This window comes from Sporosarcina thermotolerans, assembly GCF_030067815.1.
GTDB lineage: Bacteria > Bacillota > Bacilli > Bacillales_A > Planococcaceae > Sporosarcina > Sporosarcina thermotolerans.
This window is the reverse complement of record NZ_CP125968.1, coordinates 1,752,264-1,779,087: the sequence shown is the minus strand read 5'-3', so window position 1 is coordinate 1,779,087 and position 26,824 is coordinate 1,752,264. Positions and strand designations below refer to the sequence as shown.

Genomic DNA, 26,824 nt, shown 5'->3' with positions numbered 1-26,824 from the left:
TAACCGCTTGTGTTTTCAATTAGTATAGACTATTATTCTAAATGTGTTATACTATTTACGAAATGTGATGACACCCGTGACTCGGGATTACACGCAAAGGACGGTACGAACAAAATGATCTCAGCGAAAATTGAAAACGGACTACATGAGTTACTTTCAGGCAATAACGTAAACATCCAGCCTTCAGTGGCAGAGTTAGTTGAAAAAGCGACAGCTCGTGGAGAAGCTAAACTTTCTGCAGATGGAGCACTTACTGCGCAAACTGGAAAGTATACTGGCCGTTCACCTGGAGATAAGTACACAGTCGAAGAAGATTCTTCCAAAGATAAGATCGATTGGGGCAAAGTTAACCAACCGATTTCCAGTGAATTATTTGATTCATTATATACAAAAGTGATTAACCATCTAAAAAAGAAAGACGAACTATTCGTTTTTAAAGGCTTTGCAGGAGCTGATAAAGATTCACAGCTTTCCATTCAAATTATTAATGAATTCGCTTGGCAAAACCTATTTGTTCAGAATCTATTCATCCGACCTACTGAAGAAGAATTGAAAGCACATGAAGCACAATTTACAATACTTGCTGCTCCATCTTTCAAAGCAGATCCAGCAGTCGACGGCACGAAATCCGAGACTTTCATCATTGTATCACTTGAGAAGCGCATTGTCCTTATCGGAGGAACAGAATACGCAGGAGAAATGAAAAAATCGATTTTCTCTGTCATGAACTACTTGCTTCCTGAGCGCGGAATTCTTCCTATGCACTGTTCAGCAAACGTTGGTGAAGAAGGCGATGTTGCCCTATTCTTCGGCCTTTCAGGTACAGGAAAAACGACTCTTTCCGCTGATGCTAACCGTAAGTTGATCGGTGATGATGAGCACGGCTGGTCTGATAACGGTGTATTCAACATCGAAGGTGGATGTTACGCAAAATGCGTCAACTTGTCTCAAGAAAAGGAACCAGAAATCTTTGGAGCGATCCAATTCGGTTCAGTTCTTGAAAACGTTGTGCTTGACCCAGAAACACGTATCCCAGATTATGACGATAGTTCATTAACTGAAAATACACGTGCAGCTTATCCAATCCAAAATATCGAAAACATCGTAACACCGTCCGTTGCAGGACATCCGAAAGCAATCGTGTTCCTAACTGCGGATGCGTTTGGCGTGTTACCTCCAATTTCGAAATTGACGAAAGAACAAGCGATGTATCACTTCCTAAGCGGTTTCACATCGAAGCTTGCAGGAACTGAGCGTGGCATTACTGCACCTGAGGCTACTTTCTCAACATGCTTCGGTTCTCCATTCCTACCGCTTCCAGCGACTGTGTACGCTGAAATGCTTGGTAAGAAAATCGATGAGCATGATGCACAAGTATTCCTTGTAAACACTGGTTGGACGGGTGGCGTTTACGGAGTTGGTAAACGTATGGAATTGAAACATACACGTACAATGGTCCGTGCTGCAATTGCTGGCGAATTAACTGATGTTGAATTTGAAGAAAATGCAATTTTTGGCCTTGCTATGCCAAAAGCTATTGAAGGTGTGCCAAGCGAAGTGTTGAACCCTCGCAATGCGTGGAGCGATCCTGCAGCATACGATGAAAAAGCAAAAGAATTAGCGGACCTTTTCCGTGAAAACTTCAAGAAATTCGGTCATGTCTCTGAAGAGATTACACTAAAAGGCGGACCGATTGCTTAATAAAAGCTTTCTATTAGTATCATATATGCCAAGAAAAACAATACGTTTTTCTTGGCATTTTTTATTTTTTACAAAAGAAGTTAACGATTGTCCAATTGATTGAAAGTGAATAGGAATGCATTTCATTCACATACTAAATAATGATCCATGATTTAATGGAAAACATGAAGAAATGAGGGAAGAAAAAATGGGCATTTTAAGCGGAAATCCTAAAGACGAGCCAATGCATTATGGTGAGGTAATTGGTTGTTGGGCATATTCGGAGCAAATAAAGGATTGATCAGTGGTTATGAAGCATTCATCAACCATGCCGGCGATGAGGATCTGATTGAACTATTAAGGGAAGCCATTGAAATGATGAAAGCCGAGAATAAAGCTGTGGACAAGGTGTTAAAGGATAATGGAGTGACTCCTCCTCCATCATTGCCTGAACGTGCTAAGGCGAATGCAGAAGAGATTCCTATAGGTGCACGATTTATGGATCCAGAAATAAGTGGTGCGGTATCCATTAACGTAGGGCAAGGACTTGTTTCCTGTAGTCAGGTCCTTGGTCAATGCTTACGTGAAGATATCGCGATGATGTTCGCCAAATTCCATGCCGATCGTCTTATGTTCGGTGCAAAATTATTAGAGCTTAATAAGAAAAAAGGATGGATCATCCCTCCACCCCTCAACGTACATTCCAAATAACTAGGAAAAAGCAGCTGAAATAAAATTCAGCTGCTTATATTTAAAATCCCCTATAGAGATATTCTCTGGAGGGGATTTCTAATTTATTGTTCCTTCATCCAATTGCATAAGTCTCTTACAATTTGAGCATTGTGCAGGGCAGGAAAGTAATGTGTATACTCTGGAAAATACCAAGTCTTATATGATTTATTATGTTCCCTTAATGCATTTTCCAATAATACGGCCTGTTCGAATGAAACATTATCATCCTTTATTCCATGTATAATTAACACTGGAGCATCTATTTCATCAACCCTAAACAATGCAGTACGCTCGCGATAAGCATCAGGCATACTATTAGGAGTGCCACCGATGACTCGCTTCATCATTCGGCGCATATCTTTTCGTTCATTGTATGTAAAAACGACATCTGAAACTCCAGCCCATGTAACAACGGATGTAATATCCTCCCTTATGATGGCTGTCCATAACGCCATAATTCCACCACGAGAAAAGGCATAGAGATGAATTCTTTCCTTATTTACACTTGTGCTTTGCTTTAACACTTCAACGGCATTTACTGCGTCTTGTCGGTCATCTCCAGCAAACTCATCTCGCCCTTCCCCGCCTCTGTTTCCACGGTAGTAAGGTGCGAACACAACGAAGCCTTGTGAAGCAAACTGTGCAATTCGGGAGGGTCTAACCATTCCGACATGTTGAATGCCGCCGCGTAAATAAATGATTCCTTCATATTGCCCTTCAACAATCGGTTCAGCTAACAATCCTTTTACTTTGAAGCCGTCCGACCAATACGTAATTTCTTCAAGGCGGACGTGGGGATTCGGCGAAGGATACTCTCTTCTATGTAAAATAGCCCCGTTATTGTACATACGTTTCCACCCACTTACGAATTTCAACCATACCAGCATCTTTCATATGAAAACTTAACTCCTTACAGTCATTTAATTCCTCAGCAGTCATCCATAAAGCGCCTTCCGTTTCAAACAACGTCGGATTTTCATCAATCATCGAGACTTTTCCGGTAAACACCGCTTTACAAAATGTCACATTACTCATAACGACGTATTCCGCGAACTTCACTAAATCGGTTATCGTGGCACCAGTCTCTTCAATCGTTTCCCTGATTGCCGCTTCTTCGATTGACTCTCCCTCTTCCGCTTTGCCGCCCGGGAATTCTATTCCACGGATTGAATGGCGGGTTAATAGCCATTTACCATTATGTTTTAAAACAATAAGCACATGTCGGGCTTCCATTCCAAAGCGGTTTTCTCCGAAAGTTAGCTCAACATGTGCACCTCGTAGGTCCTTAAATGTTGTAGTTATATGACTTCACGTCCTTTCAGTCAACTAAATGGTTGAACGGGAGCCGATGTTATCTTCGGATTGCCCCTTGTGAAGTAAGGCAATTTCTCGATGAACTTCTTCGTCTCATCATCCGTAAATTCATGAATTAACGCATACAATTTCATCGTTCTAAGATCAATGTCATGGTTATCCCGATCATAATGATACTGGAAAAATGGCCGCGAATGGCCTCTGAGTAGATTACTGAACTCCAAACGCCCTATTTGTGAAAATAATTGATTAAAAACAGGAAGAAACTCTCTGCTCATTTCTACTTCATATTCCCAAGGCGAATCATCTTTATGCGAATAGACTTGTTGATTAGCAATTGAAACATACATCCTTACTTTATCATTATCCATGTGAATGTCCCATCCTTTTTTTATTAGTATGGTTCACTCCTGTCAAACAATGCATGTAAATGAAAACAAAGCACGAACTCCTATAAATTTAATAGGAATCCGTGCTCATTAATTATGCCTTCACATCGATGGACATCCCTTTATGAGGATGCAGGGCAGCAGAAGGTTGATCCTCCATACTTTGAAGCATATCAGTCACCGCCGCCGTGTTAATGGATAACGCTTTATTCATGACGCTCATTTGAACAGTCGATTGTAGACTTCTCAATTGGCTTGCCATGATAGAATTTATGTTCATTGCCCATTCCTCCTTACATATTACTTTATCGGAGAAATAGTCGATAATTCAAGACATTCCTATCATTTATTCGACTCACCAAGGAATGCATTCAACATCCATTGATGCTTTTCGATGCTTTGGTAGGTTGCATTCAATATATCTTCCGTCATATCATCACCCTCTTGCGAAGCGACATCCATGCCTTTCTTCAACGACTTCATAATTTTACCGAAGTCGTCAGCAATCGTCTTCACCATTTCCTCGGCTTGTTCGTTGCCTTTCGCCTCTTTAACGACAGACTGCTCCAAATGCTCCGTTAAGGTCGCTGTCGGATTGCCTCCAAGTGTCAAAATCCTTTCGGCAATCTCATCCATATGAGCCGTTGCCTCATTGTAAAGCTCTTCAAATTTTTCATGGAGCGTAAAAAATTGTTTCCCTTTTACATACCAATGATAATTATGCAATTTTGCATACATGACCGACCATGTAGACACTTGTACATTCAGTTCTTCTATTAATTCTTTAGTCATGAAAAAACCTCTTTTCATTTATAATGCTTCTCCCTGTTAATTTACCACCGGAACAAATAAACTAAACATATATGCAAATGAAGGAGCCTTTAAAATGAAAACAATATTGATCGGCCTTATTAAAATATATCAAAAAATAATCTCTCCACTAACTCCGCCAACCTGCCGTTTTTATCCTACTTGTTCCCACTATGGTGTTGAAGCAATACAAAAACATGGTGCAATGAAAGGTTCTTGGCTTGCGATACGTCGAATTTCAAAATGCCATCCATTTCATGAAGGCGGGTTTGACCCAGTGCCTGAAAGGATTAACAAAGAGAATTGACAACATCACTAACAACACGAACTGGGCTGTTTCTTTGTTCTTGCTAAAATCCCATTCTTCTTGTATTATAAGAAAGCATTATAAATCGGAACGATTACAGTTAGTGACGGAGGAAATTTTATTATGAATAAAAAATTACTCATTCCCCTCATGCTCATTCTTACATTATTAGTTAGTGCATGCGGGAACAAGGATGATAATGGCGCGATAGAAACGAAAAACAGAAACACGCTATCTGTGTATACTACCGTTTATCCCCTACAATACTTCACGGAGCGGATTGGCGGAGAATTTGTCGATGTCCATTCCATTTACCCTGTTGGAGCAGATGAACATTCATTCGACCCTACACAAAAAGATATGATAGCCCTATCTGATGCAGATTTGTTCTTTTACATAGGTCTCGGTTTGGAAGGATTTGTTGAGAATGCTCAAAAGACGTTAAAGGGTGAGCATGTTGAATTGGTGGCAACCGGGAATTCTATTTCGGACGATCAATTAAAAGAGGGATCACATGAAGAACATGAAGATGAAGATCACGATCATGGACATTTCGATCCCCATGTTTGGATTTCTCCTAAACTAAGTATCGAATTGGCAGCTTCAATAAAAGAGTCGCTTATCGCTAAAATGCCCGATCAAGAAGAAAGCTTCAGCAAGAATTTCAGCTTATTGGAAGACGATTTAATAGAACTCGATGAACGTTTCAAGGAATTGTCAGCCAATGCGAAAACAAAAACCTTTTTTGTCTCCCATGCTGCATTTGGCTATATCGCCAATGAATATGGTTTAACTCAAGTAGCGATAGCAGGTTTGAACTCACAAAGCGAGCCTTCGCAAAAACAACTTACACAAATTGTTGAGCAAGCAAAAGAAGAACAGATTCACTATATCTTATTCGAGCAAAATGTATCATCCAAACTGACTGAAGTCGTCAGAAAGGAAATCGGCGCCGAATCATTGACGCTCCATAATTTAGGTGTTCTTACACAAGAAGATGTAAAGAACAATGAGACGTATTTTACGCTAATGGAACGTAACTTACGTGTTCTTGAACAAGCTCTTTCCGGAAAATAATTTAAATGCCACCTTCGTCTAAAAACGTTGGTGGCATTTATAATTTATTTCAAAGAAGCCCATTCTTTTAATTCACGTCTTAATAATTTATTCGATGCATTGCGTGGCAACTGATCTACAAAATAATAAGCTTTAGGAATCTTATATCGTGCAAGTAATTCCCACAGTGCATGTCCAATTCTTCTTCAGCAACATCTCCACTTAAAACAATAAAGGCGACTGGCACACTGCCCCATACTGGATGGCTTTGACCACACACACCCGCTTCCTTTACCAGTGGATGGCTAAGCAAAGCGTTTTCCACTTCTGCCGGATAAATATTCTCTCCACCAGAAATGATTAAGTCCGATCGCCTATCAACGATGAATAAATATCCTTCGTCGTCAAAATACCCGATGTCACCAGTTGGCAACCAACCATCCTCTAATGGATCCCTATCTACAGCGTGTCCGATATAACCAGGAGTTACATGGGGACCCGCAATAAGAACTTCACCTAACTCTCCCGGTTGTTCAGTATCTCTGATTTTAATTTGGTTAAAAAAGAGTGGTTTGCCTGCAGATCCGGATTTACGCAAAGCATCTTCCGAAGATAACGTAGCCGTCTGTGAGCTTGTTTCGGTCATTCCGTACGTTTGTAATACTGGTAACTTACGGCTTTCGGCTCTTCTGAGGAAATCGTCCGGCACGGGTCCTCCTCCAGCTAACATCGTCCGGAAAGTAGGATGAGCCACAGTTTCAGTTTCTTCGAACTCCTCAAGGATGCGCCGTAAACTTGTCGCAACAACTGACATTCTTGTTGCTGTACCATTCCTAATCTCATCGACGATCGTCTTTGTATCAAATTTCTCGTAAAGCTTCACTTCCATCCCGTAAATGACCGATCTCACAAGAATGGAAAAACCGCTGATATGGAATAAGGGCATTGTGCAAAGCCAGCTATCTTCTTCTGTCAAACCTAAATTCAATACGGATGATAGTGCGCTTGATGTATGGTTACCTGCTGTCTGACGGACGCCTTTCGGAAATCCCGTTGTTCCTGACGTATACATGATTGTAATTGTTCTCGAGCCATTCCACATTTTAGAAATGGTGAAATCTCGTTGCTCGCTTGACTGAAGGGACGAAAACGTAATCATTGGGACATCTTGAATCTTTGTTTGTCTTAATAGTTCATCCTCAACGATTAATAGGGATGCATTTGCATCGCCTAATTGCCATAAAATCTCTTTTGTGGACAATCTGCTATTCAGCATGACAATTTCAAGTCCACTAGTAAGCAGCCGTGTATAACAAACACCATATCTGGATTGGATGGTCCTAATAAGGCGATCCGATCACCTTCTTCTAAACCATTCATCCTTAATTTCCTCGCGATTAAATCGGCTTCTTGTTTCAGTTCTTGGAACGTCCATTGTTTCCCACAGAATGAAAGGGCTGTCCGACTTGGTGTCAGGCTGGATCTTTTCAACAACCAATTAGGTATCAATTTTTTTCACCTCAATAAAAAAGCTGCCATTCAAAGGCAGCTTTAAAATTTTTATCCCATTATTGATCAAATGATTAAGGGAATCTCGGGAATTGGCCAAAGTCAGGTTTACGCTTCTCTTTGAATGCGTCTCTTCCTTCCTTCGCTTCATCCGTTGTATAGTAAAGTAATGTTGCATCCCCTGCCATTTGTTGAAGACCAGCAAGACCGTCAGTATCTGCATTCATGGCGGCTTTGATGAAGCGAAGCGCTGTTGGGCTCATTGCAAGCATCTCTTCACACCATTGTACTGTTTCATCTTCCAATTGCTCATATGGAACAACCGTGTTAACTAGGCCCATATCCAATGCTTGCTGAGCATCGTACTGGCGGCATAGGAACCAAATTTCTCTCGCTTTTTTATGGCCGACGATGCGAGCCAAGTAACCCGAGCCATAGCCAGCGTCAAATGAACCGACTTTCGGACCTGTTTGTCCAAATCGAGCATTGTCTGCGGCAATCGTTAGATCACATACGACGTGCAGTACATGTCCTCCGCCGATTGCATAGCCCGCAACCATTGCAACGACGGGCTTCGGAATTACACGGATCAATCTTTGTAGATCAAGGACGTTCAAACGCGGAATTTCATCATCTCCGACATACCCTCCATGTCCACGGACAGATTGGTCTCCTCCTGAGCAAAATGCCTTTTCGCCTTCTCCTGTCAGTATGATGACTCCGATGCTGCTATCATCCCGTGCTCGTGAAAAAGCATCGATTAACTCCATTACTGTTTTAGGACGGAATGCATTGCGAACTTCTGGACGGTTGATCGTCACTTTCGCAATGCCGTTATACTTTTCGTATTTAATATCTTCATATGTACGGATTGTTTCCCATTGACGTGTCATTTTCTTCCTCCTTCAATTGGTGTAAATACTCCTTAATCATTGTAGCAAAGATACTTGGATTTTCCACGTGAATTGCATGTCCTACTTCTGGAACGATAGAGTGTCGACATTTTTCTACAAGATTCTTCATTTCCCGGGCAATCGCAACAAATTTCGCGTCAAACTCTCCGGTTATGAGATAAACCGCGGTGTTAAGCGTTTCAAGTTCATCCCAATAAGATTTCTGACTTCCTGTTCCTATCCCTAAAAGACTATTTGCAAGTCCTATCTCGCTTTGCTGAAGCCGTTCAGTCCTGACGTCTTGCCGCTTCTTCTCTGAAAGGCTTTTTTGGGATTCGAATAAAGGAATGTTCTCCCATTTGTCGACAAAAGAGGTAATGCCATTTTCGGTGATTTTCTTTGCAAGCAATGCATCCGCATTTCTACGTTGTTCTCTTTCAAGCTCTTCCTTCAATCCTGGCGATGCACTTTCAAGAATTAAAGCACGCACATGCTCAGGATACTTTATCGTATACCCCAAGGCGATTCGCCCGCCCATCGAATAGCCTACCAAATAAAAAGATTGGATTGAAAGCTGTTCAATAAGTTCGTTCAGGTCTTCAATCTGCTCCTCCATCGAGTATCGTTCTGGATTTTCGGGAATTGTTGTTTTTCCATGCCCAGTCAAGTCGATCGAGACAGTCCTGTAACTTCCTCTAAATTGTTCTCTGACCTCACGCCACGTAGCTGTAGATCCTGTAAAACCATGTAGAAAAATGATTGTCGGAAGATGCGGCTCCCCCTCCATTTCGACATGGATGGAGAGTCCACGGATTTGAATGCTGCAGTCATCATTCATTTCCATCGAGCCTTTCAACTACATCAGCCCAGTATGCGCGATGAGCCTTGACATTAATAGGTCTGCTTGTAAATACTTCGATGATCCGGACCGGCTTTGTTTTATCCTTTTGGATTTCCTCTTTGAACTCTTCAACTGTATTTACTGCGGCATACTGCGCATCGTACATAGCCCCGATATGCTCAAACGTCAATCCCGTAGGTGTACCGAATAATTCCTCAAAATGGTTCGGCACAGTTGACTGCGACAAATACGAGAAAATGCCGCCACCATCATTATTCACCAAGACGATCGTCAAACTGGTTTCATGGAATCTGGAAACAATCAATCCATTCACATCATGTAAAAAGGACAGGTCCCCGATTAACAAATAAGTAGGCCTTTTCCGTGCCGCTTCTAAACCGAACGCTGTAGAAACGACCCCATCAATACCGTTTGTCCCTCTATTTGAAAATAGCGCTATATCTTTATTCGTCTTACTAAAGAAAGTGTCTACATCACGGATTGGCATACTGCTTCCGCAGAATAAATCGCTGCCGTCAGGAATCATTTGAAATAATGTCTTTACAATTATCCCTTCATCTCCCAGTTGGCCCTCATATTGATGCGTCGCTGTTTCAGTAAGGTCATTTGCAGCCGACCACATTGCTGTATATGCATTCGGTTCACTTTGGCTCGGAATATCAAATACTGATTCAGGGGAAGCCTGTAAATGATGTGTAACTACTCCGAGTGAATCACGGAATTCGGGTGCTTCATCAACAGCTATGAAGACATTTGGACGAACTTTCTTCAGGAATAGTGACAAAGGTTTGGATACGGGTTGCGGACCAAATCGGATAACAGTATCCGGAACAGCACCCTCCGCAAACTTCTCACTTTTTAGTATTGCGTCATAATGGGCTATGCATAAATCGCTATATTCTTCCGGTACTTCAGACCGTAAATTAGATAATGGGTCACATAGTACAGGCCATTGCATTTTATTCGCAAATTCCCAGAATCGCTCCTTATCAAATCCGACGGGTAATTCACCAGCAATGATTAGTCCATTCTTTGTGTTTTCGAATAGCGATTGAAATGTCCGCCTTTGTTGAGTCGAAAGCTCAATTTCTCCATGCACTCTTTCAATAAATGTGGACTGTGCAACTTTCATTTCAAAATCGATCAGTAAAGGTTCACGCAGCGGGACATTCAAATGGATTGGCCCCATTGGTTTCGTCATTGCGATTGAAACCGCACGATTGACATGCCGCTCCAAGAACCAATCAAGTTCTTCATTCTCTTCCGCCAGTGGAAGATCCACACTGAACTTTACATGCTTACCATACATATTCAATTGGTCAATCGCCTGCGGAGCCCCAACGCCTCGTAATTCATGCGGACGGTCAGCAGTAAGTACAATTAAAGGCACACGTGCATAAAACGCTTCCGTGATTGCCGGATGATAATTGGATGCTGCAGTTCCGGAAGTGCATAAAAGCGCAACTGGGTTCCCGGTAGCCTTCGCAAGGCCTAAAGCAAAATAGCCGGCCGATCTTTCATCTACCTGCATATATGTCTGAAGTTCTTTTGAAGCTGCAAATGCATATGCGAGTGGCGTGGAACGTGAGCCTGGGCTAATTACAGCAGCCTTTACTCCAGCTTTCAATAAAGTATCTGTCATTCGTAAAACATGATTTGTTAACACTGTCCGGTCATCCATTAAGCTTTCCTCCAAGCGCCCTTAAAACTGGTCTAAACTTCACCCATGTCTCTTCGTATTCTTCCTCAGGGTTAGAATCTGCTACAATTCCCCCTCCCGCGTACAAATAGGCATGGTCTTCTTTTATCAACGAAGAACGGATGGCTACTGCAAATTCCCCATTGCAAGCGGCATCAGTCCAGCCTATCGGACCAGCATAAAACCCGCGATCCATTCCTTCTTCTTCCCCAATAATTTTTAATGCGACATCCGTTGGAACGCCACCAAGTGCAGGTGTTGGATGTAAAGCTTCTACGAAAGAAAAGATATCAACTTCCTGCCCAAGTTTTCCTTCAACAGGTGTAAAAAGATGCTGGATATCCCTGATCTTCATCAATTTAGGTGCTTTAGGGATCCGTACCTCATTGCAATAGGATTCAAAAATACTCGAAATCATACCGACAACGTATTGATGTTCCTCACGATTTTTCCGATCACCCAAAAGCTCTTCTCCAAGCTTCCGATCTTCAGCTGCCGTTTTTCCACGCCTAATTGAACCGGCTACACATGCCGAATAGGCTTTACCATCGCGGATTTCTATTAAACGTTCAGGTGTTGCACCAAAAAAGAGTGAATTTCCCTTTTGAAGTCCAAAGTGATAGCTCTCTTGCTGTTCATTCGATATGGAATGCAGCACACTAACATCATTTACGTCATGTTCAAATTGGAGCTCTATTACACGTGCAATTACAGCTTTATCGGCTTTGCCATTTCTGATGGATTTTGTTACATTTTCCACTGCATTTAGATAATGCTCTTTGTTTCGCTCATTCGTCGATAAAATTGCATTCGAGTCGGTAAAATCAAATTCCTCAACCTGGGCAAGATGGATGAGATGGTCCCTTTCCTCACGCAACCTTTCAAAGTCTTCAGCTGCTTCCTTTTTGTCCGTAATCATATTGATGGAAATCAGTGTTCTACCTTCCTCGATTTTCATTTGAAAAGAAGGAACGACAAAAAAGGCAGATGGAAACTCGTCCCATTCAGAATTCCTTCGGTTTTCTTCATCAAAGGAAAATCCACCAAAAAGAATAGGATCAACATCCTTTTCCTCTTTATCAAGACAGAACATAATTGCTTCCACTTTTCCGATATATCCATATAGCGATTCGTTTTCTTTTGATTTGATAATGTATAAGCATGTCCAATCCCAACAAGAGTCAATGTTTTATCTGAGTTCTGCCAATAAAAGCGTTCGTTCTTATAAAGGGACACGCCGGCTTCAAAAAATGACAATGCGGATAAACGCCCCACTTCAACAGTCTCCGTAAAAAAACGTGTAGCGGGAGATATCGTCACCTCCCGGTTTTTCTGCACATCTGTGATTTTATGACTCATCATATTCTCTCCTTCATGTTCAATCAACCTGCAGCTCAACTTCCGAACCTGTATTTTAAATGAAGAATAAATTTCTTACTTTTATTATACCGAATTTACCCGTTTCTCGCATAGATAATGCAAAGGGGATACCTCTTTAATGCATTTTGGAGTACAATGGATAACGGAAACATTAGGATAGGAGAGAATAAATTGCAACATACTATTAAAGCAGATACTGGATGGCGTATTTGGTGGCAACTTACACGCCCGCATACATTAACAGCAGCGTTCGCTCCGGTTTTCCTCGGAACAATGATCGCGCTGACTTACGGAAAACTTCATTTCCCATTATTTTTCGCCATGCTTTTGGCAAGCATTTTAATACAAATGGCAACGAATATGTTCAATGAGTATTATGATTTCAAACTTGGGTTGGACACTGAACATTCCATCGGTATTGGAGGAACGATTGTCCGTAATGGTGTAAAGCCTAAAACCGTTTTAAACATAGCCCTTGCACTTTATGCAATATCCGTTCTTATCGGAATTTACATCTGTATGCAAACATCTTGGGGTCTTGCACTCGTTGGAGCCATTTCAATGCTGATTGGCTATCTTTATACCGGCGGTCCGCTTCCAATCGCTTACACACCTTTTGGAGAGCTTGTTTCAGGTGTAGTCATGGGTATGCTTCTGATCCTGATTGCCTTTTATATTCAGACAGGTACTGTTACGACAGATGCTGTACTTATTTCTATACCAAGCATGCTTCTTGTCGCTGCAATTATGATGTCCAATAATATCCGTGACCTTGAAGGCGATAAAGAAGGCGGAAGAAAAACGTTGGCTATCTTAGTCGGAAGAAACAATGCCATCACCATACTTACATTATTTTTCGTCATTTCTTACATTTGGGTCATTGCACTTATTTTACTCGGTCACCTAACACCATGGGCGTTGCTTGTATTACTTAGTGTTAAGAAACCCATTAATGCTATATCTACGTTCAGATCATTTACTGTTCCACTACAGGTCATGCCTGCAATGAAGAACACAGCGATAACAAATACTCTTTTTGGATTACTTTTAGGAATTGGAATTTTAGTCGGCATTCTTTTTGATTAATCTCTAACAGGCGGGGGAATTTTACCCTCGCCTGTTTTTTTATTGGCGGGGGTGTTTTAGTTGAGTATTGGTGAGGGAAAGAATGAGAGCTTGTGGGAATAAACGAGCGCTTTTTGAAAAGAACGAGCGATTAAATAATAAAACTCAAGGTTTAGCTTATCCTATCTCAAGGGAATTGATAAAGGAAACACTTTAATTGCTATGAGAAACGTCCACAAAGTCCATACTATCGATAATACAAAAAAGGATGTGCTGAATATGTTATCCGATCAACAAAAAAACATAATTAAACAAGAATTGATGGAAATGAAAACACAATATGCTAAAACGGAAAAAGAGACCGATATCAGAAATTCAGAAAGAGATGCTGTAGGCGAATTGTCATCATACGACAATCATCCTGGCGACCTGGGAACAGAACTCTTTGAACGCCAAAAAGACATGGCATTGAATGTACATGCAGGCGATGAATTCAACAAAGCAGAAAATGCATTACAAGCCCTTTCAGACGGAACATATGGTTATTGTGAATTATGCAACCGTGAAATACCTTTCGAACGGCTCGAAGCATTGCCTTATACAACCTACTGCATCGAACATAGCCCTGACCAAGATATACCAAATGATAGACCATCGGAAAAGGATATATTAATCATGGCAAATCCTAATTCATTTGCTGATCGTGATCGTAGAGAAGGACTCCATAGAGACGGTGAAGACAGCTTTCAAGAAATAGCGAAATCCGGTACTTCTGAAACACCATCCGATTTCACTGGAGACCGTGATAATTATAATACATTATACTATGATGAAATCTCTGATGGTTCTGCTGAAGAATTGGAGGATTTTGTTAGCACGGATATTACTGGGGAGGCACGCGGGTACGTCAGGTCTGAGTTATCCGAAGAATACGAAGAGAGACTAGATGACGAAGGGATTGAATCCCCTATTGGCGATATTCCATATCATCTAAAAGACAGTTATACAGAAGATAAATAAAAGACAGCCACATCCTTTAAAATGGATGTGGCTGTCTTTATGAAATGACCCCTACGGGATTCGAACCCGTGTTACCGCCGTGAAAGGGCGGTGTCTTAACCGCTTGACCAAGGGGCCATATAAATATGGCGGAGAAGGAGGGATTCGAACCCTCGCACCGCTTTCGCGACCTACGCCCTTAGCAGGGGCGCCTCTTGAGCCTCTTGAGTACTTCCCCGTATAAAATTGGCTCCGCAGGTAGGACTCGAACCTACGACCGATCGGTTAACAGCCGATTGCTCTACCACTGAGCTACTGCGGAAAATGGTGGGCCTAAGTGGACTCGAACCACCGACCTCACGCTTATCAGGCGTGCGCTCTAACCAGCTGAGCTATAGGCCCCATGGAGCGGGTGAAGGGAATCGAACCCTCATCATCAGCTTGGAAGGCTGAGGTTTTACCACTAAACTACACCCGCAAGAATGGTGGCTCAGGACGGAATCGAACCGCCGACACAAGGATTTTCAGTCCTTTGCTCTACCGACTGAGCTACTGAGCCAATCATACATCATAACTATTTTTCTCGGTTACTATGTATCTTAAAAGAAATGGCGGTCCCGACCGGGATCGAACCGGCGATCTCCTGCGTGACAGGCAGGCATGTTAACCGCTACACCACGGGACCATTTGGTTGCGGGACAGGATTTGAACCTGTGACCTTCGGGTTATGAGCCCGACGAGCTACCACTGCTCCACCCCGCGATAATGTTAGTTGTAAGATTTTTTTATCCTACGCTTACTGTCTTGCTTTAGGACTTAACTATAATTTCCTTTTAGGAAATTATACAAATCGCATTCTGCGTGATGCGACTTGCTCCACCCCGCGATAATGTTATTCGTAAGATTTTTATATCCTACGCTTACTATTTTGTTTCCAGCCACTATGTCTGTTTAAAAATAATGGCGGAGGAAGAGGGATTCGAACCCCCGCGGGCTTTAACACCCCTGTCGGTTTTCAAGACCGATCCCTTCAGCCAGGCTTGGGTATTCCTCCGTGTGTATACAAATAGTGGTGGACCTTGCAGGACTCGAACCTGCGACCGGACGGTTATGAGCCGTCTGCTCTAACCAACTGAGCTAAAGGTCCTTTAGGATGGCGGCAGAGGGGATCGAACCCCCGACCTTACGGGTATGAACCGTACGCTCTAGCCAGCTGAGCTACGCCGCCAGGAAAACTATTTTAATTATATGGTGGAGCCTAGCGGGATCGAACCGCTGACCTCCTGCGTGCAAGGCAGGCGCTCTCCCAGCTGAGCTAAGGCCCCAAAGAAGTGGTCGGGAAGACAGGATTCGAACCTGCGACCCCTTGGTCCCAAACCAAGTGCTCTACCAAGCTGAGCTACTTCCCGTGATTTAAAATGGCGCGCCCGGCAGAAGTCGAATCCACAACCTTCTGATCCGTAGTCAGACGCTCTATCCAATTGAGCTACGGGCGCATCTTTATAAGAAAATTGGTGCCGAGAACCGGAATCGAACCGGTACGGTAGTCACCTACCGCAGGATTTTAAGTCCTGTGCGTCTGCCAGTTCCGCCACCCCGGCTTAAGAAAGTGGAGCGGAAGACGGGATTCGAACCCGCGACCCCGACCTTGGCAAGGTCGTATTCTACCACTGAACTACTTCCGCATTGAAAGTGCGGGTGAAGGGAGTCGAACCCCCACGCCTTACGGCACTAGATCCTAAGTCTAGCGTGTCTGCCAGTTCCACCACACCCGCGTATTCATTTCGAGACCTTAGTCAAGAAAATGGTGAGCCATGCAGGATTCGAACCTGCGACCCTCTGATTAAAAGTCAGATGCTCTACCAACTGAGCTAATGGCTCTAAAAGTGGTGCCGGCGAAAGGACTTGAACCCTCAACCTACTGATTACAAGTCAGTTGCTCTACCAATTGAGCTACACCGGCAAATCATTTGTTGGAAATATTATGGTGGAGGATGACGGGTTCGAACCGCCGACCCCCTGCTTGTAAGGCAGGTGCTCTCCCAGCTGAGCTAATCCTCCATGTTAAAATCGTGATTCCTTGTCCTGCTCGCTTTTCCCAATTTTAACGGGAGCTGCGATGTGATGATTCAACTTCACTCATATATGCTTGTACAATTATGTATGAATTTGGTTTGCCCGGCGACGTCCTACTCTCACAGGGGGAAGCCCCCTACTACCATCGGCGCTGAAGAGCTTAACTTCCGTGTTCGGTATGGGAACGGGTGTGACCTCTTCGCTATCGTCACCAGACTATATTGTCTCTTGTAAGGACAATACTTATTATACCAAATCTGTAGATATTTGCAAGCACTTTTTTTAAAAAACTTTTAAAGTTTTTGTTGAACGTTGCTTGTTCGTTCAAAACCGGATAAAAGAGACATTGTTGCTACTTCAAGTTCAACCATACTTTATAACTTAAGGTTAAGTCCTCGATCGATTAGTATCCGTCAGCTGCACGTGTCGCCACGCTTCCACCCGGACCTATCCACCTCATCATCTTTGAGGGATCTTACTTACAAATGTAATGGGAAATCTCATCTTGAGGGGGGCTTCATGCTTAGATGCTTTCAGCATTTATCCCGTCCACACATAGCTACCCAGCGATGCCTTTGGCAAGACAACTGGTACACCAGCGGTGTGTCCATCCCGGTCCTCTCGTACTAAGGACAGCTCCTCTCAAATTTCCTGCGCCCGCGACGGATAGGGACCGAACTGTCTCACGACGTTCTGAACCCAGCTCGCGTACCGCTTTAATGGGCGAACAGCCCAACCCTTGGGACCGACTACAGCCCCAGGATGCGATGAGCCGACATCGAGGTGCCAAACCTCCCCGTCGATGTGGACTCTTGGGGGAGATAAGCCTGTTATCCCCGGGGTAGCTTTTATCCGTTGAGCGATGGCCCTTCCATGCGGAACCACCGGATCACTAAGCCCGTCTTCGACCCTGCTCGACTTGTAGGTCTCGCAGTCAAGCTCCCTTATGCCTTTGCACTCTACGAATGATGTCCAACCATTCTGAGGGAACCTTTGGGCGCCTCCGTTACACTTTAGGAGGCGACCGCCCCAGTCAAACTGCCCACCTGACACTGTCTCCTGCCGGATCACGGGCAAGGGTTAGAAGTCCAATACAGCCAGGGTAGTATCCCACCATTGCCTCCTCCGAAGCTGGCGCTCCGGATTCCAAGGCTCCTACCTATCCTGTACAGGCTGCACCGGAATTCAATATCAGGCTACAGTAAAGCTCCACGGGGTCTTTCCGTCCTGTCGCGGGTAATGCGCATCTTCACGCATATTATAATTTCACCGAGTCTCTCGTTGAGACAGTGCCCAGATCGTTACGCCTTTCGTGCGGGTCGGAACTTACCCGACAAGGAATTTCGCTACCTTAGGACCGTTATAGTTACGGCCGCCGTTTACTGGGGCTTCAATTCAAAGCTTCGCTTGCGCTGACCTCTCCTCTTAACCTTCCAGCACCGGGCAGGCGTCAGCCCCTATACGTCACCTTACGGTTTTGCAGAGACCTGTGTTTTTGCTAAACAGTCGCCTGGGCCTATTCACTGCGGCTCTCTCGGGCTTTAACACCCTACCAGAGCACCCCTTCTCCCGAAGTTACGGGGTCATTTTGCCGAGTTCCTTAACGAGAGTTCTCTCGATCACCTTAGGATTCTCTCCTCGCCTACCTGTGTCGGTTTGCGGTACGGGCACCTCCCGCCTCGCTAGAGGCTTTTCTTGGCAGTGTGAAATCAGGGACTCCGGGGATAATTCCCCTCGCTATCACAGCTCAATGTTATAGGAACGGGATTTGCCTCGTTCCACACCTCACTGCTTAGACGCGCATGACCAACAGCGCGCTCACCCTATCCTTCTGCGTCCCCCATTGCTGATAACGGCGGGGAGGTGGTACAGGAATATCAACCTGTTATCCATCGTCTACGCCTTTCGGCCTCGACTTAGGTCCCGACTAACCCTGAGCGGACGAGCCTTCCTCAGGAAACCTTAGGCATTCGGTGGAAGGGATTCTCACCCTTCTTTCGCTACTCATACCGGCATTCTCACTTCCAAGCGCTCCACCAGTCCTTACGGTCTAGCTTCAACGCCCTTGGAACGCTCTCCTACCACTGACATCAAAGATGTCAATCCGCAGTTTCGGTGATCCGTTTAGCCCCGGTACATTTTCGGCGCAGCGCCACTCGACCAGTGAGCTATTACGCACTCTTTAAATGGTGGCTGCTTCTAAGCCAACATCCTGGTTGTCTGGGCAGCGCCACATCCTTTTCCACTTAACGGATACTTGGGGACCTTAACTGGCGGTCTGGGCTGTTTCCCTCTCGACTACGGATCTTATCACCCGCAGTCTGACTCCCAAACATAAATCATCGGCATTCGGAGTTTGTCTGAATTCGGTAACCCGGGATGGGCCCCTAGTCCAAACAGTGCTCTACCTCCGAGATTCTTTGTTTGAGGCTAGCCCTAAAGCTATTTCGGAGAGAACCAGCTATCTCCAGGTTCGATTGGAATTTCACCGCTACCCACACCTCATCCCCGCACTTTTCAACGTACGTGGGTTCGGGCCTCCAGTAAGTGTTACCTTACCTTCACCCTGGACATGGGTAGATCACCTGGTTTCGGGTCTACGACCCCATACTCATTCGCCCTATTCAGACTCGCTTTCGCTGCGGCTCCGCATTCTCTGCTTAACCTTGCATGGAATCGTAACTCGCCGGTTCATTCTACAAAAGGCACGCCATCACCCATTAACGGGCTCTGACAACTTGTAGGCACACGGTTTCAGGATCTATTTCACTCCCCTTCCGGGGTGCTTTTCACCTTTCCCTCACGGTACTGGTTCACTATCGGTCACTAGAGAGTATTTAGCCTTGGGAGATGGTCCTCCCGGATTCCGACGGAATTTCACGTGTTCCGCCGTACTCAGGATCCACTCTGGAGAGGATGGACTTTCGACTACGGGGCTTTTACCCGCTATGGCGGACCTTTCCAGGTCGCTTCGTCTAATCCATCCCTTTGTAACTCCGTATAGAGTGTCCTACAACCCCAGGAAGCAAGCTTCCTGGTTTGGGCTCTTCCCGTTTCGCTCGCCGCTACTAAGGGAATCGATTTTTCTTTCTCTTCCTCCGGGTACTTAGATGTTTCAGTTCTCCGGGTGTGCCTCGTTTACGCTATGTATTCACGTAAACGTACTGCCCCATTAAAGGCAGTGGGTTTCCCCATTCGGAAATCTTCGGATCACAGCTTACTTACAGCTCCCCGAAGCATATCGGTGTTAGTGCCGTCCTTCTTAGGCTTCTAGTGCCAAGGCATCCGCCGTGCGCCCTTTCTAACTTAACCTTTATACGGCTTTCGATAAGCTGCGCATTACTTTGTCAGCTCCTTCACTCCGGTCCTCACGTGCCTAAGCACGCTCCGGTCCTCGTTCGGTCGCTTCCTCGTCCTGCTTGCTTCTCGAAATCCTCGGGTGACTACCAATGCATAGCGATATGCACTAATAATCGTTAAAAAAGTATAAATCAATCACAAAAGTGATCGACTCGGTTGATTACTTGATGTTTTGTTGCTTCAATGTCGTTTTATCCAGTTTTCAAAGAACAAGTTTTGAAAGTCATCATAGAAGATGAACCTTCAAAACCGAACGCAAAACGTCAACGTATGAACCCAAGATTCATATTCCGTAATTATCCTTAGAAAGGAGGTGATCCAGCCGCACCTTCCGATACGGCTACCTTGTTACGACTTCACCCCAATCATCTGTCCCACCTTCGGCGGCTGGCTCCCGTAAGGGTTACCCCACCGACTTCGGGTGTTACAAACTCTCGTGGTGTGACGGGCGGTGTGTACAAGACCCGGGAACGTATTCACCGTGGCATGCTGATCCACGATTACTAGCGATTCCGGCTTCATGCAGGCGAGTTGCAGCCTGCAATCCGAACTGGGAACGATTTTATGGGATTGGCTCCCCCTCGCGGGTTCGCAGCCCTTTGTATCGTCCATTGTAGCACGTGTGTAGCCCAGGTCATAAGGGGCATGATGATTTGACGTCATCCCCACCTTCCTCCGGTTTGTCACCGGCAGTCACCTTAGAGTGCCCAACTGAATGCTGGCAACTAAGATCAAGGGTTGCGCTCGTTGCGGGACTTAACCCAACATCTCACGACACGAGCTGACGACAACCATGCACCACCTGTCACCGCTGTCCCCGAAGGGAAAGACATGTCTCCATGCCGGTCAGCGGGATGTCAAGACCTGGTAAGGTTCTTCGCGTTGCTTCGAATTAAACCACATGCTCCACCGCTTGTGCGGGTCCCCGTCAATTCCTTTGAGTTTCAGCCTTGCGGCCGTACTCCCCAGGCGGAGTGCTTAATGCGTTAGCTGCAGCACTAAGGGGCGGAAACCCCCTAACACTTAGCACTCATCGTTTACGGCGTGGACTACCAGGGTATCTAATCCTGTTGCTCCCCACGCTTTCGCGCCTCAACGTCAGTTACAGACCAGAAAGTCGCCTTCGCCACTGGTGTTCCTCCACATCTCTACGCATTTCACCGCTACACGTGGAATTCCACTTTCCTCTTCTGTACTCAAGTCCTCCAGTTTCCAATGACCCTCCACGGTTGAGCCGTGGGCTTTCACATCAGACTTAAAGGACCGTCTGCGCGCGCTTTACGCCCAATAATTCCGGACAACGCTTGCCACCTACGTATTACCGCGGCTGCTGGCACGTAGTTAGCCGTGGCTTTCTAACCAGGTACCGTCAAGGTACGGGCAGTTACTCCCGTACTTGTTCTTCCCTCGCAACAGAGCTTTACGATCCGAAAACCTTCTTCGCTCACGCGGCGTTGCTCCATCAGACTTTCGTCCATTGTGGAAGATTCCCTACTGCTGCCTCCCGTAGGAGTCTGGGCCGCGTCTCAGTCCCAGTGTGGCCGATCACCCTCTCAGGTCGGCTACGCATCGTCGCCTTGGTAGGCCATTACCCCACCAACAAGCTAATGCGCCGCGGGCCCATCCTGCAGTGACAGCCGAAACCGTCTTTCAGAGTTCTTCCATGCGGAAGAACCGATTATTCGGTATTAGCCCCGGTTTCCCGGAGTTATCCCCATCTGCAGGGCAGGTTGCCCACGTGTTACTCACCCGTCCGCCGCTAATATCAGGGAGCAAGCTCCCATCAATTCGCTCGACTTGCATGTATTAGGCACGCCGCCAGCGTTCGTCCTGAGCCAGGATCAAACTCTCCATAATAGAAGAAATTGATTTGCTCAATTCTTGCTGGCATCATTTAAGATGTCAATTTCGAATCCGAAGATTCGTTTTGTTCTTTTCACCGACAGGGTCGGCTCCAGAACTTTATTTGTTGACGTTTTGCTGTTCAGTTTTCAAGGTTCATTGTACGCCGTCTTTTTGCGGCGACTTTATTATCTTAACATATCGTCTCTATCAAGTCAACAACTTTTTTCATTTCTTTTTCTCGAAATTACTTACTTCGTTTCCGAAGTTGTTTTTGTCTCTCAAGGACAAGTACTAATATACAACATTTCGAATCAAGAAATCAAGTCTTTTTTAAAAATAATTTTGCACGAAGCTTTTTTATATCAACAATAAACAAGAGAATGCCCGCTATGACAACGATTCCGCCTGTTATTTGCGCTACAGAAAGTTTCTCGTGAAGAATGTAGAACGCAAGAACCGATGCACCTACTGGTTCAAAAAGAATGGCAATGGAAATCACATTCGTACTGACCCACTTAACTGCCCAATTGAAAAGTGAATGACCTAATAGATTTGGAATAAGCGCAAGGAGGAAGAACCAGAACCAATTCGACGCAGGGTAAGGACCGAATGACTCTCCCTTGATAAGCACATAAAAAAAGAGTGTAACTGTACTGATTGAATATAGAAGAAACGTATATGTAATTAAAGATAGTCGCTTACGAACTTCTTGGCCAAATAGTAAGTATGCAGTAATTAATGCACAAGCAGCCAATGCAAGCATATCTCCGAAGAAAGCTGTTCCGCTTAATTGGAAATCACTCCAACTGATAATGACGCTTCCCGCTATTGCAATTACAGCCGACAATATTGTTTTAAACGAAAGTTTCTCTTTAAAGAAGAAATATGTACCGACAAAAGCAAAGATCGGTTGCAATGTTACAAGTACAGTTGAACTTGCTACCGAGGTGTAATTCAGTGATTCAAACCATAAGATGAAGTGAAAGGCCAGAAAAATCCCGGCAACCGCCAAAAAGATCCAGTCCTTCTTCGTTAATAGAAGAACTTCCTTCCTATATTTAACTAAGAATAACGGGAGCATTAAAAGAACTGTGAAAAACATACGATAAAAAGCGATGACTCCAGCATCAGCGGTCGTTAGTTTTACAAATATCGCCGAGAGCGCCACTGATATTACACCCACGATGATTGGGATATACGGATGAATTTTAGGTTTTTCCATGATGCACACTTCTCTTTCAATCGAGATACATGTTAATTTGGTACCCTTTAAGGCTAAAGACAATATAAAGAGTATAGCACATCTTATTAAGGATGATGATAGTGGGGGGAAAGCCAATGGAGTGGATTATCAATAATTCGATGTACCCCGAGGTATTAATTAAAATCGGAATTGCATTGGGATTAAGTTTAATCATCGGTGTAGAGAGGGAAATTAAGAAAAAGCCAATTGGTTTGAAGACAAGTGCAGTCATCTCCACCTTCAGTTGCCTACTGACTATTGTTTCAATAGAAGCAGCTTACCTCGTTCCGGCAAGGAATGATATTAATGTTACGATGGACCCCCTTCGACTTGCCGCACAAATCGTAAGTGGGATCGGTTTCCTTGGTGCAGGCGCCATTTTAAGGAGAGATAACGACAACATAACCGGCTTGACGACAGCCGCGATGATTTGGGGCGCCGCCAGTATCGGAATTGCAGTCGGTGCGGGGTTCTATATTGAAGCGACGTTTGCAGTATTAAGCATTCTCTTCGTCATCGAAGTCATCGCACCGGTTCTTGACAGGTTTGGTCCAAAAAGAATTCGTTCGAAGGAGGCTGCATGTATAGTCGTCATCTCAGATAAAGACAAAATTAATGAGTTAATTGGAATTTTAAATTCAGAAAATATGAAAGTGGAAAATTTGAGAATCCGCCAAGTACACTTTGACGATAAACCTTCAGTACATGAAGTGGATTTTCGTCTGGATGCACTGCCGAAAAAGGAAACTACACAATTATACATCGAATTGACTGAACTACCTTATATTGAATCAGTCGAAATAGAAATCTTTCCTTAATGGAGGCTAATAGTTATGAAAGATATTTTACGTTTACTAAAGGATGGCAATAAACCCTCACTTTTAGCAGCTATCGTTAATACAGGTATAGCAATACTTAAAGCAGTAGCCTACGTACTAACTGGAAATGTTGCCATGTTTGCAGAAACATTGCACTCCCTTGGCGACGCCGCGAACCAGTTTTTTGTATACATCGGTTCCGCCCTTTCGAAGAAGGCACCAACCCCAAATTTCCCGAACGGGTTCGGAAGGGTTGTCAATCTCGTCTGTTTAGGTGCCGTAATTGTAGTTGGTATCATGTCATACGAGGCTGTAAAGGAAGGATGGCACCATGTATTAAACCCCGTAGAAACAACTGGTCTCTTCATTAATTTAGGCGTCTTGGGGTTAGCTACATTACTTGAGTTTTTTGTATTAATAAAGGCTTCAAAGGAGATTGCACATGAGACCGGCAGCCTTATTCAGGTTTGAAAGCATTTGTTCACAGCTTTACTCATCTTAACAAAGCAAAACCTGCCACTAAATTGGTCTTTATGGAAGATATGGTTGCAACAATTGGAGGTTTATTGGCATTCACGGCAGTTTTAATCGCACATTTCACGGGATTTCTTCAAGCCGAAGGAATTGCTTCAATATTGATCGGTCTCATGATGTTTTATGTTGTTGGGAAAATATTTCTTGATAATGCAAGAGGCGCCATTGGGGAAACAGATGAAGAAATGTTAAACCATATCGCTCTTATTATCGCGGAGGACCCAGATATTAAGGACATTCAAAAAGTTGAAGTAATAAAGGAAGGAGAATACCTTCATGTAGAAGTGATTGCAGAAGTCGATCCGAAACAAACCGTGGCTTATATAGATGATGTCAGAGATCGACTTATGAAGTTAGTTTTGAAGCAAAAAGGCGTGCGCGAAGCGTTGATTTCATTTGATGAAGACGATGGTATTAAGACATGGCAAGGAGTTAACGAGCCTACGATGTCGGATGAAACGAGAAAGAAACTGCCAGAATACAAAAAATAGAGGATGGAATCATGTGATTCCTCCTCTATTTTTTATTTTGTTTCTATTATAAGGAAGCTTCAAGCAAAGTTTTTACTTCCTCTTCACTCAATTGAGCGTATCTTCCGAGAGGGCCATTGACCGCTGCCTTTTTCGCCATAATATCAATTTTTGTTCCATCTATTCCGTAATCAGCCAATCTTTCGGGTGCACCGATGGATGTCCAATAAGCTCTTAATTTATCGATCCCTTCAATTGCAATTTCCTCATCCGATTTGCCTTCAGGGTTAACACCGAATACTTTTACTGATAGTCTTGCGTATCGAGCGGGATTGAGATGTAGTGTTTGCTTCATCCAATGTGGGAATAATATTGCCAGCCCACCAGCGTGCGGGATATCGTACACAGCTGAAATTGCATGCTCGATATCGTGCGTACCCCAATCTCCTCCAGCATTCCCCATTCCAAGGAAGCCGTTCAATCCCCATGTACCGCCTAAAAGGATTGTCTCGCGTAGCTCATAGTTCTGCAAATCATTAACAAGCTTTTCTCCGGCTTCCATGATTGCCCGTAAGGCCCCTTCGCAAAGCTCATCTTGAAGAGGCGTATTCGAAGCATTGTGGAAGTATTGTTCAAATATATGTGACATCATATCTACGATTCCGTAAACAGTCTGATCCTTCGGCAAGGATAATGTATACGTAGGGTCGAGGATTGAGAACTTTGGAAAGTTAAGAGGTCCTCCCCATCCATACTTTTCTTCGGTTTCTTCATTCGTAATAACAGAACCAGCATTCATTTCAGATCCGGTTGCTGCAATCGTTAAAATGGTACCGAAAGGAATTGCCTCTTTTGGAGAAGCTTTTTTAGTTACGAAATCCCATGGATCTCCATCGTACTTTGCAGCCGACGCGATTAACTTCGTACAATCAATAACTGACCCACCGCCAACAGCAAGGATGAAATCGATATCGTTTTCTTTACAAATTTCCGCCCCTCTTTTCGCCGTTGAAAGACGTGGATTCGGCTCGACACCTGCAAATTCGAAAACCTCTTTGTTTTCATCTTTAAGGATTTGCATTAGTTCATCATAAAGACCGTTTCGTTTGATGCTTCCTCCACCGTAAACGACGAGGATTTTATTCCCGTATGCTGATAGTTCCTCTGCAAGCTTTGAAATTGAGTTTTTACCGAAAACAAGCTTAGTCGGATTTTGGAATGAAAATTCTTTCATCTAAATTGCCTCCTTGTTTTAAAAGTTCTCGTTTAACTAAAATTAGTTCTCATTTATAGCCAATAAGTGCTCGCTCTTTACCCCATTCATTATCCAAGAATAAAAACAGGGATGCAAGTATTGGAACAACACGTATTGGGAATCCTACAAGTAGGAGGTGCTTTGCTTGGATAAAGTTCGTAAAATAGCATTGGCGATCACAATAATAGGGGCGCTTAACTGGGGAGTAGTCGGTCTCTTCAGTTTTGATGTAGTAGCGCAACTTGCGAATGGGTATGCGAAACCACTCGCTCGCTTCTTTTATATGGCAGTTGGGGTCTCTGGACTTATTTCATTAACTGTTCTCTTTGACTATCTAAAGGAACGTACTGATGACAAAGTGATTATTGCAGCGCCGGAGAAAGTATAAAAAAACATCTCCCAGTAATCGGGAGATGTTTTTTTACAATCTATCTATCATCCAGCTCCGGGCGCTATCTGCTCGGGTCATAAGTCATAGATACTGCGTGGCAAAAACCGCCACTTCGTATCTTCGCCTTATGCCTGTCG

17 protein-coding genes, 20 tRNA genes, 3 rRNA genes and 4 pseudogenes are annotated in these 26,824 nt (G+C 44.1%); 9 read left to right on the top strand and 35 right to left on the bottom strand.

The window, feature by feature from the left end; all coding sequences use genetic code 11:
• The first annotated feature begins 114 nt into the window (after positions 1-114).
• Both pckA and QNH10_RS10170 read left to right on the top strand, forming a co-directional pair.
• Complete coding sequence (gene pckA, locus QNH10_RS10175; RefSeq protein WP_283734490.1) at positions 115-1,701, top strand: phosphoenolpyruvate carboxykinase (ATP); 1,587 nt, start codon at positions 115-117, stop codon at positions 1,699-1,701.
• 187 nt (positions 1,702-1,888) lie between these two features.
• Positions 1,889-2,391 (top strand): annotated as a pseudogene (locus QNH10_RS10170) (DUF3231 family protein).
• 83 nt (positions 2,392-2,474) lie between these two features.
• Here QNH10_RS10170 and QNH10_RS10165 read toward each other — a convergent pair.
• The 5 genes from QNH10_RS10165 to QNH10_RS10145 all read right to left on the bottom strand — a co-directional run bounded on the left by QNH10_RS10165 (position 2,475) and on the right by QNH10_RS10145 (position 4,907).
• Entirely contained in the window at positions 2,475-3,260 is a 786-nt protein-coding gene (locus tag QNH10_RS10165; RefSeq protein WP_283734489.1) for an alpha/beta hydrolase family protein, read from the bottom strand.
• Positions 3,250-3,630, bottom strand: coding sequence for an NUDIX hydrolase (locus QNH10_RS10160; protein WP_283734488.1), 381 nt, complete (start codon positions 3,628-3,630; stop codon positions 3,250-3,252). The genes QNH10_RS10165 and QNH10_RS10160 overlap by 11 nt, the downstream gene beginning before the upstream one ends.
• 104 nt (positions 3,631-3,734) lie before the next feature.
• Entirely contained in the window at positions 3,735-4,097 is a 363-nt protein-coding gene (locus tag QNH10_RS10155) for a transposase (RefSeq protein ID WP_283734487.1), read from the bottom strand.
• Between the two features lie 112 nt (positions 4,098-4,209).
• Positions 4,210-4,395, bottom strand: a complete 186-nt coding sequence (locus tag QNH10_RS10150) for a putative motility protein (protein ID WP_283734486.1) — start codon at positions 4,393-4,395, stop codon at positions 4,210-4,212.
• Between the two features lie 62 nt (positions 4,396-4,457).
• Positions 4,458-4,907 carry a Dps family protein gene (locus tag QNH10_RS10145; RefSeq protein WP_283734485.1) on the bottom strand — a complete coding sequence of 150 codons (450 nt, stop codon included), beginning with the start codon at positions 4,905-4,907 and terminating at the stop codon, positions 4,458-4,460.
• 94 nt (positions 4,908-5,001) lie between these two features.
• On the opposite strand from QNH10_RS10145, the gene yidD reads away from it, so the two are divergent.
• Both yidD and QNH10_RS10135 read left to right on the top strand, forming a co-directional pair.
• On the top strand, positions 5,002-5,232 hold the full coding sequence (yidD, locus tag QNH10_RS10140; RefSeq protein WP_283734484.1) for a membrane protein insertion efficiency factor YidD: 231 nt from the start codon (positions 5,002-5,004) through the stop codon (positions 5,230-5,232).
• A gap of 123 nt (positions 5,233-5,355) precedes the next feature.
• Positions 5,356-6,309, top strand: coding sequence for a metal ABC transporter solute-binding protein, Zn/Mn family (locus tag QNH10_RS10135; RefSeq protein ID WP_283734483.1), 954 nt, complete (start codon positions 5,356-5,358; stop codon positions 6,307-6,309).
• Positions 6,310-6,424: 115 nt separating this feature from the next.
• Here the strand turns inward: QNH10_RS10135 and menE are convergent.
• The 5 genes and pseudogenes from menE to QNH10_RS10110 form a co-directional block, all read right to left on the bottom strand.
• Positions 6,425-7,779, bottom strand: a pseudogene (gene menE / locus QNH10_RS10130) (o-succinylbenzoate--CoA ligase).
• Positions 7,780-7,871: 92 nt separating this feature from the next.
• On the bottom strand, positions 7,872-8,690 hold the full coding sequence (gene menB / locus QNH10_RS10125) for a 1,4-dihydroxy-2-naphthoyl-CoA synthase (RefSeq protein ID WP_283734482.1): 819 nt from the start codon (positions 8,688-8,690) through the stop codon (positions 7,872-7,874).
• Complete coding sequence (gene menH / locus QNH10_RS10120; protein WP_283734481.1) at positions 8,656-9,546, bottom strand: 2-succinyl-6-hydroxy-2,4-cyclohexadiene-1-carboxylate synthase; 891 nt, start codon at positions 9,544-9,546, stop codon at positions 8,656-8,658. Before menH ends, menB begins: the two co-directional genes overlap by 35 nt.
• The gene (gene menD / locus QNH10_RS10115) at positions 9,521-11,233 is read right to left on the bottom strand and encodes a 2-succinyl-5-enolpyruvyl-6-hydroxy-3-cyclohexene-1-carboxylic-acid synthase (protein WP_283734480.1); all 1,713 of its coding nucleotides are present in this window, start codon (positions 11,231-11,233) and stop codon (positions 9,521-9,523) included. The genes menH and menD overlap by 26 nt, the downstream gene beginning before the upstream one ends.
• Positions 11,226-12,610 (bottom strand): annotated as a pseudogene (locus QNH10_RS10110) (isochorismate synthase). The gene menD and the pseudogene QNH10_RS10110 overlap by 8 nt, the downstream one beginning before the upstream one ends.
• 192 nt (positions 12,611-12,802) lie before the next feature.
• On the opposite strand from QNH10_RS10110, the gene QNH10_RS10105 reads away from it, so the two are divergent.
• Both QNH10_RS10105 and QNH10_RS10100 read left to right on the top strand, forming a co-directional pair.
• A complete protein-coding gene (locus QNH10_RS10105) occupies positions 12,803-13,717 on the top strand; it encodes a 1,4-dihydroxy-2-naphthoate polyprenyltransferase (RefSeq protein WP_283734478.1) in 915 nt (304 codons plus the stop codon).
• 258 nt (positions 13,718-13,975) lie between these two features.
• The gene (locus QNH10_RS10100; protein WP_283734477.1) at positions 13,976-14,716 is read left to right on the top strand and encodes a TraR/DksA C4-type zinc finger protein; all 741 of its coding nucleotides are present in this window, start codon (positions 13,976-13,978) and stop codon (positions 14,714-14,716) included.
• Positions 14,717-14,761: 45 nt separating this feature from the next.
• Here the strand turns inward: QNH10_RS10100 and QNH10_RS10095 are convergent.
• The 24 genes from QNH10_RS10095 to QNH10_RS09980 form a co-directional block, all read right to left on the bottom strand.
• Positions 14,762-14,833, bottom strand: a tRNA-Glu gene (locus tag QNH10_RS10095).
• 9 nt (positions 14,834-14,842) lie between these two features.
• Positions 14,843-14,933, bottom strand: a tRNA-Ser gene (locus tag QNH10_RS10090).
• Positions 14,934-14,942: 9 nt separating this feature from the next.
• Positions 14,943-15,017, bottom strand: a tRNA-Asn gene (locus QNH10_RS10085).
• A 3-nt stretch (positions 15,018-15,020) separates the two neighbouring features.
• Positions 15,021-15,097 (bottom strand) — tRNA-Ile (locus tag QNH10_RS10080).
• Between the two features lie 2 nt (positions 15,098-15,099).
• Positions 15,100-15,173, bottom strand: a tRNA-Gly gene (locus QNH10_RS10075).
• Positions 15,174-15,178: 5 nt separating this feature from the next.
• Positions 15,179-15,254, bottom strand: a tRNA-Phe gene (locus QNH10_RS10070).
• A gap of 50 nt (positions 15,255-15,304) precedes the next feature.
• Positions 15,305-15,380, bottom strand: a tRNA-Asp gene (locus QNH10_RS10065).
• Positions 15,381-15,383: 3 nt separating this feature from the next.
• A tRNA-Met gene (locus QNH10_RS10060) sits at positions 15,384-15,457 on the bottom strand.
• A 199-nt stretch (positions 15,458-15,656) separates the two neighbouring features.
• Positions 15,657-15,749 (bottom strand) — tRNA-Ser (locus QNH10_RS10055).
• A gap of 16 nt (positions 15,750-15,765) precedes the next feature.
• Positions 15,766-15,842, bottom strand: a tRNA-Ile gene (locus tag QNH10_RS10050).
• 7 nt (positions 15,843-15,849) lie between these two features.
• Positions 15,850-15,923 (bottom strand) — tRNA-Met (locus tag QNH10_RS10045).
• A gap of 21 nt (positions 15,924-15,944) precedes the next feature.
• Positions 15,945-16,020 (bottom strand) — tRNA-Ala (locus tag QNH10_RS10040).
• 7 nt (positions 16,021-16,027) lie between these two features.
• Positions 16,028-16,104 (bottom strand) — tRNA-Pro (locus QNH10_RS10035).
• A gap of 10 nt (positions 16,105-16,114) precedes the next feature.
• Positions 16,115-16,191 (bottom strand) — tRNA-Arg (locus QNH10_RS10030).
• A gap of 16 nt (positions 16,192-16,207) precedes the next feature.
• A tRNA-Leu gene (locus tag QNH10_RS10025) sits at positions 16,208-16,296 on the bottom strand.
• 9 nt (positions 16,297-16,305) lie between these two features.
• Positions 16,306-16,380, bottom strand: a tRNA-Gly gene (locus QNH10_RS10020).
• A gap of 8 nt (positions 16,381-16,388) precedes the next feature.
• A tRNA-Leu gene (locus QNH10_RS10015) sits at positions 16,389-16,470 on the bottom strand.
• Positions 16,471-16,500: 30 nt separating this feature from the next.
• A tRNA-Lys gene (locus QNH10_RS10010) sits at positions 16,501-16,576 on the bottom strand.
• A 6-nt stretch (positions 16,577-16,582) separates the two neighbouring features.
• Positions 16,583-16,658 (bottom strand) — tRNA-Thr (locus QNH10_RS10005).
• Between the two features lie 22 nt (positions 16,659-16,680).
• Positions 16,681-16,756: transfer RNA gene (locus QNH10_RS10000), tRNA-Val, on the bottom strand.
• 115 nt (positions 16,757-16,871) lie between these two features.
• Positions 16,872-16,987: ribosomal RNA gene (rrf, locus tag QNH10_RS09995) — 5S ribosomal RNA — on the bottom strand.
• 167 nt (positions 16,988-17,154) lie between these two features.
• Positions 17,155-20,083 (bottom strand): 23S ribosomal RNA (locus QNH10_RS09990).
• 354 nt (positions 20,084-20,437) lie between these two features.
• Positions 20,438-21,988: ribosomal RNA gene (locus QNH10_RS09985) — 16S ribosomal RNA — on the bottom strand.
• Together the 16S, 23S and 5S rRNA genes with 20 tRNA genes alongside form the textbook arrangement of a ribosomal RNA operon.
• Positions 21,989-22,295: 307 nt before the next feature.
• Complete coding sequence (locus QNH10_RS09980) at positions 22,296-23,198, bottom strand: DMT family transporter (protein ID WP_283734476.1); 903 nt, start codon at positions 23,196-23,198, stop codon at positions 22,296-22,298.
• Positions 23,199-23,314: 116 nt separating this feature from the next.
• On the opposite strand from QNH10_RS09980, the gene QNH10_RS09975 reads away from it, so the two are divergent.
• Together QNH10_RS09975 and QNH10_RS09970 are read left to right on the top strand one after the other, a co-directional pair.
• Positions 23,315-24,037 (top strand): MgtC/SapB family protein, encoded by a 723-nt coding sequence (locus QNH10_RS09975; protein ID WP_283734475.1) that lies wholly within the window; start codon positions 23,315-23,317, stop codon positions 24,035-24,037.
• Positions 24,038-24,052: 15 nt separating this feature from the next.
• A pseudogene (locus QNH10_RS09970) lies at positions 24,053-25,062 on the top strand (cation diffusion facilitator family transporter).
• A 46-nt stretch (positions 25,063-25,108) separates the two neighbouring features.
• Here the strand turns inward: QNH10_RS09970 and QNH10_RS09965 are convergent.
• Positions 25,109-26,275 (bottom strand): iron-containing alcohol dehydrogenase, encoded by a 1,167-nt coding sequence (locus tag QNH10_RS09965; protein ID WP_283734474.1) that lies wholly within the window; start codon positions 26,273-26,275, stop codon positions 25,109-25,111.
• Between the two features lie 166 nt (positions 26,276-26,441).
• On the opposite strand from QNH10_RS09965, the gene QNH10_RS09960 reads away from it, so the two are divergent.
• Positions 26,442-26,684 (top strand): DUF378 domain-containing protein, encoded by a 243-nt coding sequence (locus QNH10_RS09960; RefSeq protein WP_283734473.1) that lies wholly within the window; start codon positions 26,442-26,444, stop codon positions 26,682-26,684.
• The last annotated feature ends 140 nt before the right edge of the window (positions 26,685-26,824 follow it).